10 protein-coding genes and 1 tRNA gene are annotated in these 10,816 nt (G+C 55.5%); 3 read left to right on the top strand and 8 right to left on the bottom strand.

Annotated elements, in window-relative coordinates; all coding sequences use genetic code 11:
- Positions 1-86 precede the first annotated feature (86 nt).
- Both AC5RE1_RS01750 and AC5RE1_RS01755 read left to right on the top strand, forming a co-directional pair.
- Complete coding sequence (locus AC5RE1_RS01750; RefSeq protein WP_179370237.1) at positions 87-1,217, top strand: Mrp/NBP35 family ATP-binding protein; 1,131 nt, start codon at positions 87-89, stop codon at positions 1,215-1,217.
- Positions 1,218-1,406: 189 nt separating this feature from the next.
- Positions 1,407-2,036: an O-methyltransferase gene (locus AC5RE1_RS01755; RefSeq protein WP_006680906.1), complete on the top strand. Its 630-nt coding sequence runs from the start codon at positions 1,407-1,409 to the stop codon at positions 2,034-2,036.
- Positions 2,037-2,101: 65 nt separating this feature from the next.
- On the opposite strand, the gene AC5RE1_RS01760 is transcribed toward AC5RE1_RS01755, so the two are convergent.
- The 4 genes from AC5RE1_RS01760 to AC5RE1_RS01775 form a co-directional block, all read right to left on the bottom strand.
- Complete coding sequence (locus AC5RE1_RS01760) at positions 2,102-2,266, bottom strand: DUF3117 domain-containing protein (protein WP_006680905.1); 165 nt, start codon at positions 2,264-2,266, stop codon at positions 2,102-2,104.
- A gap of 99 nt (positions 2,267-2,365) precedes the next feature.
- A complete protein-coding gene (locus AC5RE1_RS01765) occupies positions 2,366-3,094 on the bottom strand; it encodes an LOG family protein (protein WP_179370236.1) in 729 nt (242 codons plus the stop codon).
- A 46-nt stretch (positions 3,095-3,140) separates the two neighbouring features.
- A complete protein-coding gene (gene dapE, locus AC5RE1_RS01770) occupies positions 3,141-4,271 on the bottom strand; it encodes a succinyl-diaminopimelate desuccinylase (protein ID WP_179370235.1) in 1,131 nt (376 codons plus the stop codon).
- 317 nt (positions 4,272-4,588) lie between these two features.
- The gene (locus AC5RE1_RS01775; protein WP_179370234.1) at positions 4,589-5,173 is read right to left on the bottom strand and encodes a hypothetical protein; all 585 of its coding nucleotides are present in this window, start codon (positions 5,171-5,173) and stop codon (positions 4,589-4,591) included.
- A 180-nt stretch (positions 5,174-5,353) separates the two neighbouring features.
- Between AC5RE1_RS01775 and AC5RE1_RS01780 the strand changes: the two genes are divergently transcribed.
- Positions 5,354-7,453: an LPXTG cell wall anchor domain-containing protein gene (locus AC5RE1_RS01780; RefSeq protein WP_179370233.1), complete on the top strand. Its 2,100-nt coding sequence runs from the start codon at positions 5,354-5,356 to the stop codon at positions 7,451-7,453.
- 448 nt (positions 7,454-7,901) lie between these two features.
- Here AC5RE1_RS01780 and AC5RE1_RS01785 read toward each other — a convergent pair whose 3' ends face one another.
- From AC5RE1_RS01785 to AC5RE1_RS01800, 4 genes are all read right to left on the bottom strand, one after another.
- The gene (locus tag AC5RE1_RS01785; RefSeq protein ID WP_006680900.1) at positions 7,902-8,489 is read right to left on the bottom strand and encodes a 50S ribosomal protein L25/general stress protein Ctc; all 588 of its coding nucleotides are present in this window, start codon (positions 8,487-8,489) and stop codon (positions 7,902-7,904) included.
- Positions 8,490-8,653: 164 nt separating this feature from the next.
- Positions 8,654-9,625, bottom strand: coding sequence for a ribose-phosphate diphosphokinase (locus AC5RE1_RS01790; RefSeq protein ID WP_179370232.1), 972 nt, complete (start codon positions 9,623-9,625; stop codon positions 8,654-8,656).
- Positions 9,626-9,662: 37 nt separating this feature from the next.
- Positions 9,663-10,703, bottom strand: a complete 1,041-nt coding sequence (locus AC5RE1_RS01795) for a sugar phosphate nucleotidyltransferase (RefSeq protein ID WP_179370231.1) — start codon at positions 10,701-10,703, stop codon at positions 9,663-9,665.
- Between the two features lie 39 nt (positions 10,704-10,742).
- Positions 10,743-10,813: transfer RNA gene (locus AC5RE1_RS01800), tRNA-Gln, on the bottom strand.
- Positions 10,814-10,816 lie beyond the last annotated feature (3 nt).

Here is a 10,816-nt window from a genome sequence, read left to right on the forward strand (position 1 = left end):
GCGGTTACCCACGCTTTGACACTCACTTTCGTGCACCGGCTGGTTTAGGAAACGACCCCGCGCGCACGCCAACGTAGGATAAGAGCATGTCTGTCTCAATCGATCAGGTGATGGCCGCGCTCGAAACGGTCATCGATCCCGAAATTCACCGTCCCATCGTCGATCTCAACATGACCAGCGCCGAGCAGGTCACCATTGACGGCTCCACCGTCACCGTCGAGGTTCTTCTGACCACCGCCGGTTGCCCGCTACGCACCACGATCAACGCTGACGTCATCAAAGCTGTTGGCGCCATTGAGGGCGTTGAGAACGTCAAGGTTGATATGGGTGTCATGTCCGACGAACAGAAGAAGGCTCTGCGCGAGAAGCTGAACGGTGGTCGCCCCGAGCGCGAAATCCCGTTTGCTCAGCCCAATTCGCTGACCCGTGTTATCGCTGTTACTTCCGGTAAGGGTGGCGTCGGCAAGTCCTCCATGACCGCGAACCTTGCTGCCGCGATGACGCAGGCAGGTCTGAAGGTCGGCGTTATGGATGCCGATATCTACGGCTTCTCGATTCCGCGTATGTTGGGCGTCGACCACGACCCGCAGGTCATCGACGGCATGATTATTCCGCCCGTCGGCGCTTCCGGTATCAAGGTCATGTCCATCGGCATGTTCGTGCCCGACGGTCAGCCCGTCATCTGGCGCGGTCCCATGTTGCACCGCGCACTCCAACAGTTCTTGGCTGACGTCTTCTGGGGGGATCTCGATGTCTTGCTCATTGACATGCCTCCGGGCACCGGCGACGTTGCCATCTCAATCGCGCAGCTACTGCCGAATTCCGAGGTCCTGGTCGTCACGACCCCGCAGGTTGCTGCCGCCGAGGTCGCAGAACGCGCAGGTTCCATCGCATCGCAGACCCAGCAAAAGGTCATCGGTGTTGTCGAAAACATGTCCTACCTGCCTCAGCCCGACGGCTCTCAGTTGGAGCTCTTCGGTGCCGGTGGTGGCGCATCGGTTTCCGCTCGCCTGACGGCTCAGCTCGGTTACGAGGTTCCGCTGTTGGCGCAGGTCCCACTGGACATCGCGTTGCGCGAAGGCGGAGATGCCGGACGCCCCGTTTCCCTTGATGATGGTCCGGCTGCGAGTGAACTCGTCGCGCTGGCAACAGCACTGGGCAAAACGGAACGAGGCCTAGCGGGTCGCCCGCTTGGGGTCTCCCCCATCAAGAACTGAACGATTGCCCTGCGTGGGCAATCACTTCGACATCGTTACTCAACGTCGATTCCTTGGGCATCCAACGCCCGGCGGATCCTTTAATAAGTAACTTTGTCCCCACTAGGCGCCCTCACGCTTTGCGTGAGGGCGTTAGGCTATGCCTAGACATCACTTTCAACTGATTCTTTTATATGGAAGGGCCCTTCGATGGCAGATAAGGCTCAATCCTGGGTGTACGCCGAGGATTACATCGCCGAAAACGAGATTCTTCTTGAAGCCCGCGACGCAGCAAACGAACTCGGCGCCAACCCCGTTTCACCCGGCACCGGCGCGGCCCTGCGTATGCTCGCAGCCCTGACCGGCGCACGCGCGGTTCTTGAGGTCGGAACCGGCGCTGGCGTGTCCAGCCTGTGGCTCCTCGACGGGATGAGCCCCAACGGTGTCCTCACCACCATCGACTCCGAAGTCGAGTTCCACAAGCAGGCCCGAGCCATGTTCAACCGCACCGGAATCGGCTCCGAACGTATCCGCACCATTTCTGGTCGTGCGCTCGACGTTCTGCCCCGCATGACCGACGGAGGCTACGACCTAGTTGTTCTGGATGCGGATATCTCCCAAACCCCCGAATACTTGGATCACGCCGTGCGCATCCTGCGCCCCGGTGGCACCGTCGCGCTCGTGCACGCCATGTGGAACGACCAAGTGTGCGATCCGGCTCGTCGCGACGCTGAAACCGTCATGTGTCGCGAACTGATCCGCTTCCTGCGCGAATCCCCAGACTTCGTGCCCTGTCTGTTGCCCGTCGGCGATGGGCTGGCGGTTGCGGTGAAGCGCTGAGCGACAAACAAAACGGGCGTGACTAGCATTTATGCTAGTCACGCCCGCGCTGTATAAGAATCTGCTCAAACCGCCTGAGCGAGCGCTTCCGCGAGAGCCGAAGCTTCGTCCGGGGTCAGTTCGATGACGAGACGGCCACCACCTTCGCTGGGGATTCGCATGATGATTCCGCGTCCCTCTTTGGTGGCTTCCAACGGTCCGTCGCCGGTCCTTGGCTTCATGGCTGCCATGTGCCGCTCCTTGCTCCTACTGTCCGCGAACGCGGTCGCGTTACGGTAACGTCCCCATTTTACCTGTAATCACCACAAGTTCGCGAGGAAAAAGACTCATCATCCTCCGCAGGCAATACGAACTGCTTCGGCAGGATCGTCAACAATCTTCACAAGATCAATATCTTCGGGGGAAATGGTTCCCTCTCCAATCATCTTTTCGCGGATCCAGGCGATCAGCCCTGACCAGTATTCGGTACCGACCAGGACAATCGGGAAGGAACCAACCTTGCGAGTTTGGACTAGGGTCATTGCTTCGAATAATTCGTCCATGGTGCCAAAACCGCCAGGCATGACAATGAAGCCCCGCGAATACTTCACAAACATCGTCTTACGTGCAAAGAAGTAGCGGAAGTTAATACCCACTGTGATCCACGGATTGAGCGCCTGCTCGTGTGGCAGTTCAATGCCAAGACCAATAGACGTTCCACCGGCATCCCACGCGCCTTTATTCGCTGCCTCCATCGCACCCGGACCCCCACCGGTGATGACACCTATTCCGCGCTCGGCAAGCATACGCCCGATTTCGTAGGCGGCCGTCCAGTAGGGGTCGTTCCCCGGAGTGCGAGCCGAACCGAAGACCGAGATAGCGGGCCCAACTTCAGAGAGGGCACCGAAGCCTTCAACGAACTCCGCTTGGATTCGCAATACCCTCCAGGGGTCTGCGTGGAGCCAATCCGAGGTCTCCTGCGCCTGCAAGAGCCTCGCGTCCGATGTTTCTTTCGGGATTGCTTTACCGCGCAGGACAACCGGGCCACGCTGGTATGAGTGACGTACAGCTTCGCTCATATTTTCTCCTTGGAATAGTGGCGGTAGGCGACCGCGTCCTTCGATTCTAGTTTCGTTCTTCGCTGATCAACGAGGCCGCCCCCACATAATCAATCAGTATCTTCGCGTAGTGGCGGAGCTGGGAGACCGGAACTGCTTCATCTTGAGTATGAGCGTGAAGCGGATCACCCGGACCGCAATTGATCGCAGGGATCCCAAGAGCAGAAAAGCGAGCAACATCGGTCCACCCGACCTTCGCGCTCACGCTGAGGTCTTTGCCTTCTTCTGCCATGACTCGACGTGCTGTTTCGATGAATTCCTGCACCAAAACAGAGTCCGCACCGGGGCGAGCACCTTCTGATTCGTCGTCAATTTCGAAGAGTGCATCGACCCCATCAAAGTAGGACTCGATGTGAGCGATCGCGTCCGCCGGCGACATCGATGGAGCAAAACGATAATTCACGGTCAAACGCACCGAATCGGGAATGACGTTGTTTGCGATACCACCGTCAATTCGGGTGACGGACAGGGATTCTCTAAAGTCCAACCCGTCAACGTTCACCACCGGATTGCCGAACATGGCGATCTTTTCGATGATTGGCGCTACCTTGTGGATGGCATTATCGCCTCGCCACGCCCTAGCCGAGTGCGCAGCAACACCCGGAACCGTCGCAATCACACGAACCGTCCCATTGCATCCGCCCTCAATCTGAGTATTCGTGGGTTCGCCGAGGATCGCGAACTGACCATCAATCCAATCGGGATGATTGCGATAGACGCGCCCCAGCCCATTCAAGGGAGCCGCAACTTCCTCATGATCGTAGAAAACCCACGTCACGTCATGTTTCGGTTCATTCAGCTTCAGCGCAGCATACAGGGCTCCGGCCACACCGCCGAGCATGTCAACAGAGCCCCGGCCTCGAACCTTCTCGACCCCCTCTGTTTCTTCGCGAACGTGTGGCACGTTCCCGGAAATCGGCACCGTGTCGATGTGTCCGGCGATGATCACTCGCTGAGAACGCCCCAGGTTCGTCCGCGCCACAATCGCATCTCCATCACGCAGGACTTCCAGATGCGAGGCGCCACGTAGGGCCTCTTCAATCGCATCCGCGATCGTCTGTTCGTCGCCACTGACCGACGGAATATCGATGAGGTCGCAGGTCAGGTCCACCACGTCATCTGTTCGCAAATGCGTCACGATTGTCGCCTCTCAGTGCCCCACAACGTGTTCTTCACCACCGACATCGCACATTTCACAACGGCGAAGACGGCACCTGCTTTGAGGATACGTGTTTGTCCCCACTTCAGCCTCACGTACCCGCACATTCGTTGTTTTCTTAGAACGGCTAACACCGGTCTTCCCCCTTCTTTCCCGACGCGAAGAAACCCCTAGACGTTTCATTGTGTGGCGCCGACCAATTCTGCACAAAATATCCCTGTGACCTGCCCAGATATTAGCCTTAAACCCATGAGCGACATCGAGGTATTTGCACGTAGTGCTTGGGGTCTTGCCGCTTACTCAGTCGGCACAACCGCGCACAGTACGTTCTTCCAGTGTCCCATCGAGGCGCGGGCGCTTGGCGCTCCGGCGTAAAAATCATCCGCATTCACGCGGAACACCTTGCCACTTGAAGGCTCAAACACCGCGTATATTCTCGTATCCGTGCCATCCGCAAGCACAAGCACCACATGCCGTGGGATCCACGCCGACCCGGGCGTATCCCAGCCCCCGGTGAAAACCAAGACATCCCGGCCTCGGCAAAGAGCGGAATCAACAGCCACACGAAAGCGCTTCCCGCGCATAACTATACGGTGGCGCTCTCCTGTCGCTTTCGAAGCCAACTTCGCCAGCGCCCACGGCGACGTACCCAGCGCCTGAGGCCACGGCACACCCACGCGCGACGCAACACGATGCAGATGAATTTGCGCGCGCTCACGCTTATCAGGCGGCAAAGACAAGTACACGGGATCCGCGTTCGCACGGGCAGCAAGCACAGCAAGCGTCGCAATCCCACACGTCGTTGGATCAGCCTGCTTGGGGTACGAGGCCGGGATCTTCACACCACCCACCAGCGGACATGGCCCGGATGTTTCACTCACTCGTGTTCTCGCTTCGACTCGCAGGATTTTGTTTCACGATTCTTTCGGGCATTAGCCCGGAAGTATCTGCAAGATATATCACTGGAAATCGGGAAATATTGACTGACACGGCGAGGTAAGTACAATTTTTGTAAGATATTTCCACCGCGATCTTCCCGCAAAGAAAGAGAGAACACCGCGTTGAATACTAAAACAACCAAATGCTTAGCTGCAGCACTATCACTGGGTATCGGTTTCACGGTTGCCGCTCCGAGTGCTTTCGGAGCCATTAAACCAGCATCGGACTCCACCCCAGTTTCTTCGACCGATACGAAGACTTCCTTAACCCGTGAGCAGCTACAAGCCGCTATTGAAAACGCTACAAACGAAGCTGCTCAGGCTAAGAAAAATCTTGATGAAAAGACTGCCTTATTGAATGAGGCAAAGAAAACATATGACAAGGCCGTTTCGGAACTAGAAGCCAAACAGGCCGAAGTTAAAGGTTTGGAAACGCAAACTGCAGCTTTATTGCAGAAAAAAGAAGAAGCTGAAAAAGCCGTTCAAGTTGCAAAAGATAAGTTGGACAAAGCTATCAAGGACTCTGGTGCCGATGACGAGCTTAAGAAGCTAGAAGAGGCTCAAAAAGTAGCTGCAAAAGAGGCTGAGGAAGCGACTGCAGCCGAGGCTTTGGCACAACAGAAGCTAAAAAAAGCTCAGCAAGAGAAGAATCAAGCCGACGAAAAAGTTGCTGAGCTTGAAAAAGAAGTTGTCTCAGCTACCAAAAAAATTGATGACGCTAAAACCCGGTTGAGCCAGCTTGAACAGGAACAAAAAACGCTCAAGAAAACCATTGAGCAGTTACAGAAAAATCACCCGAATATTGATAGTGACTTGCAAGAAGCAAAAAGTCAACTAGAAGAAGCTGATAAAAACAACAAAGAGAAGCAAGAATTCCTTACTGAAAAGACCAACGAGTATAACAAGCTCGTAGAAGAGGCAGTATCCGCTAGGTCCGCAGTCCAAACCCTGGAGAAGGAGTTGGAAGAAAAACGGGCTGCCCATGAGAAGCTTAAGGAAGAGAACAAACAGAGCCTTCAGGAAATTAACAGGCTTGAAAATACGAAAAATACATTCCAGGCTAATCTAAAGCAGAAACAACAAGAAGTTGCGTCTTTTGACGAGGATGTCAAGCGGGCACAATCAGAGTATGAAGAAGCGCTAGCCGAAGACAAGAAGCATTCTACCGCCGAGACACAGAATAAAATTAAGAATGCTGAAGAGAAAAAACAGCGAGCAGAAAAGCAGAAGGAGTCAGCCGAAAAGGAAGCTGATGCCCTAAAAGCTGAGGTTAATGCTTTGGAAGAAAGAATTCCTACCTTAAGGAATGAACTTCTGAAAAAGGAAGTTGAAAGAGGAACTCTAGAAGCTGACATCAAACAACTTGATCAAGACCTTCAGACGAAAACGCACACTGCCGAGAATCTCTTCCAAAAAGCAGACGAAGCCGAAAACGTCCAAAAAGAAGCTAAAAAGCAAGCTGATGCTGCCACAAAAGAGTACGAGAACAAAAAACGTACTGCGGATGAGCTAGAGGCAGTTGCAAACAAGCTAGAAAAAGCCAAGCAAGACGAAAAAGAAGCTACGCAGGAAAAGCAGAAATTCGAAGGGCTACTAGCTGAAGCCCAAAATAATCTGAATTTGGCGACGAGCAACAAGGAACAGGCCCAGAAAAACGCTGATTTGAAGGATAAGCAGCTTCAACAAGATCAGGAAGCTGAGGAAAAAGCCAGGGAGAAAAAGCGAGCTGCAACAGATAAGCTTTCCCAAGCGAATTCTGATTTGAAGAATGCCATGGACAAGCATGCGCCTGTTGTCTCCGCCAACGAAGCGCTTCAGAAAGCGAAGCTGAACTTGGCCGAAGCCCAGAAAACTTGGGAAGCTAAGAACGAGGCGTTAAAACAAGCGCAGCAGAACCTATCTGAGCTGAGAAAAGCTGAAGAAACTGCTAAAGCTACTCTTGAATCTGCCACATCAGAATTTAACAAAGCTAAACAATCTAGCGAAGACCTAGAGCGCAAGTTAGCTGAACTACGCGCTCAGCTGCAGGCTATGAAAATGCTTTCTGAGGCTACAGACCCGTCTGGCGTGCAAAATAATTCAAAGAACAAGCGCGATAGTCAACAGCCAAAGGCAAAACAGCTTGCGAATACCGGCGCAGACATCACCCTATTACCCGTGGGAGCAGGTATCGCTTTGCTAGGCATTGGCCTCGTTGGAGCTAGAAAACGCCGAGCTGAATAGGAAAGGGTGGATTAAGTCAATCTGATCTGTAATGCATCAATCTGTATTGACCATCACTGATGGACAATAACTGCCAGATCCAATACAACTGTTAGATCTGGCGATAGTACAGGGGCATACACAGAACGTAATCCGCAGCGGATACATCCAAGAGGGGGCGGCTCGTACTACAAGTATGAGCCGCCCCCTCTTATTTATGGCAAGTCCGTATTATTCGGGCATTACCTTCAGATCCCTACACATCCGCAAAGGCTGGGCAGGACACTCAACCACTCCAACACGCCCGGAAAAAACACACAATTGGGCATTAGCCCCAAAACTAGACACCCGCCACCTGGGGCCGCACCTTACCTCGGCAAAGATCCGCTCCATGTTCCCCGGTACACAGCAAGGCGGGCGAGCCTCACATACGACCCGCCCGCCTTGAAAGAAAACGCTACGCGCTAGTTCACTCAGCGTCGCCTTCGGCTTCTGCCGGAGCTTCTTCTTCAGGTTCTGCAGCGAGCTCGGAGATAATGACGACATCCTGCTCGGCGTCGAGTTCGCACTCAACGTTGGCCGGCAAAACCAGGTCGGAGACGCGGACAACGGTGCCAGCTTCGAGGCCGGTCACGTCAACCTCGATAGCCTCGGGGATGTCGGTTGCCGGGGCCTTGACGGTCACGGTGTGCTCTTCGACGTTGTGGGTGGTGCCGGGGGCTGCTTCGCCGACGACGACGATTGCGACCTCAACGTCAACCTTTTCGCCAGCCTTGACGGCTAGGAAGTCAACGTGGAGCAGGTTGCGCTTGACCGGGTGACGCTGAATGTCTTTGACAAGTGCGAGTTGCGACGTGCCGTCGATCTTGAGCTCAACAAGAGCGTTCTTGTTGCCACGAACGATCAGGAACAGGTCGTGTTCCGGAATGTCAAGGTGGGTGGTTTCGCCGTGGCCGTAAACAACGCCCGGAACCATCTGCGCACGGCGAGCGCGACGTGCGGCGCCCTTACCGAACTCGGTGCGGGTGGTGGCGACAAGGATCGGGTTATCGCTCATAAGAAATGTCCTCCTGAGTATGTAGGTTTCACGCTCAAGCGTCGAAGAACCCAGGTAGGACCGGCAAAGATCCGAAAGGCCCTGTCGATAACGGCGGAATACAGAAAACCGCCCTCGCCGGAGCAACTCAATCAGAGTACCCGACGAGGGCGGTGAAAAGCGAGTCAGTCGAACAGTGATGTGACCGATCCGTCGTCAAAGACCTCGCGGATGGCGCGTGCCAACAGCGGCGCGATCGACAGGATGGTCAGAGTCGGGAAGCGTTTCTCGGGCGGAATCGGCAGGGTGTCGGTGACGACGACCTCGGTTGCTCCACATTCGGAGAGGCGGCGCGTTGCCGGATCAGAGAGGATGCCGTGCGTTGCGGCGATGATGACCTTCTTCGCGCCAGCGTTGTTGAGGACCTTGACGGCCTCGGTGATCGTGCCAGCGGTGTCGATCATATCGTCGACCAGGACACATTCCTTGCCTGCAACTTCACCGACAACGCGGTTGGCGATAGCAACGTTCGGGCGGGTGGTATCGCGGGTCTTGTGGACGAATGCCAGCGGGCAACCGCCAAGCTTCGAAGACCACTTTTCGGCGACGCGAATACGGCCAGCGTCTGGGGACACCATGACGGTGTTGGAAAGGTCGAGGCGCGAACGGACGTAGTCAACCAGAACCGGCATTGCGAAGAGATGGTCGACCGGGCCGTCGAAGAAGCCCTGTTCCTGCGAGGCGTGCAGGTCGACGCTCATGACACGATCAGCGCCGGCGGTCTTGTACAGATCAGAGACCAGGCGAGCCGAAATCGGTTCACGACCCTGGTGCTTCTTGTCCTGACGCGAGTAGGGGTAGAACGGCGAGACAGCGGTAATGCGCTTTGCTGAGGCACGCTTGGCAGCGTCAATCATGATGAGCTGTTCCATCAGCCACTTGTTGATGTCGCCCGTGTGTGACTGGAGGACGAAGACGTCTGCACCACGAACGGATTCATTGAAGCGAACGTAGATTTCGCCACTCGCAAAATCGTAGGCGGTCACTTGCGAAAGCCCGCACCCGATTTCTTTGCCAACCTCTTCGGCAAGTTCCAAGTGCGCTCGACCCGAAACGAGGACGAGGCTCTTCTCTCCACTGGTGACCAATCCGCTCATGCGGCGTTCCTCCCCTTGCTTAAAGAACCCGGATCGGTCAGTCCCGACTGGACTGTCCGATGACGCTGAATGGTGTAACCATCGTATCGGGTGCAACCGATACGTTGGACACGCACGCGTTGTGGATAACCGCACGATTCCCGACAATCGCGGTATCAAGGGTCGCTGAGGGACCGATCTCACACTCGGATCCGATCACCGTCGCACCACGCAACACGGTTCCTGGCCAGATTGTTGTGTCGTTTCCGATCTCAACCTCAACGCCGATCCACGTGGATTCGGGGTCGATGATGGAAACGCCTTCGCGCATGTGCTTTTCGCAGATGCGTCGGTTGAACTCAGCGCCGAGTTCTGCAAGCTGGACGCGGTCATTGCACCCCTGTGCTTGCCATTCGTCGAGAAGTTCCATGGCGCCCGCACGCTTTCCAGCGGGGGCGGCTGCTGCCAGGACATCGGTCAGGTAGACCTCGCCCTGGTCGTTGTTAGTTCCCACGTTGGCGAGGGATTCGCGCAGGTAGTCAGCGTCGAATGCGTAGATACCAGCGTTGATTTCGTTGATGAGGGCCTGTTCTTCGGTGGCGTCACGTTGCTCGACGATGGCCCTCACACGACCGCCGGCATCGCGAATAATGCGACCGTACCCCGTGGGATCATCAACGCGCGAGGTCAGAACGGTGACGACATTCGCCTGTTCGATATGGGCATTGACGAGGTCTTTCAGAGTCTCAGTGCCCAGCATGGGGACGTCACCGTAGGTGACGACAACAATGCCGTGGATCTGGCCAACCTGGCGTTCCAGCTCTTCCAGGCCACATTGAACGGCTCGTCCGGTACCGGGGATTTCATCCTGATCGGCGACGATAGCGGTGGGGCTGACACGCTTAATTTCAGCTTCGACAAGGTCACGCTGGTGGCGCACAACAGCAACTAGGTGCGTGGGGTTCAGGCCTTCGCCTGCTTTCAGGGCATGTCCAATCATGGAACGTCCGGCAACGGGGTGAACAACCTTGGGAAGAGAGGACTTCATACGAGTGCCTTGACCTGCGGCGAGGACAATGACAGCTGCAGGAACGGTCATGATTTACCTTCCAAAATCGTGGCGGTGACCCACTTGTAGCTCCGCCCCCAGGACTCGAACCCGGACCAAAGGCACCAAAAACCCATGTGCTGCCGTTACACCAGGGCGGAAAA

This window comes from Actinotignum sp. usb-actsch-rep-73 (assembly GCF_059082735.1).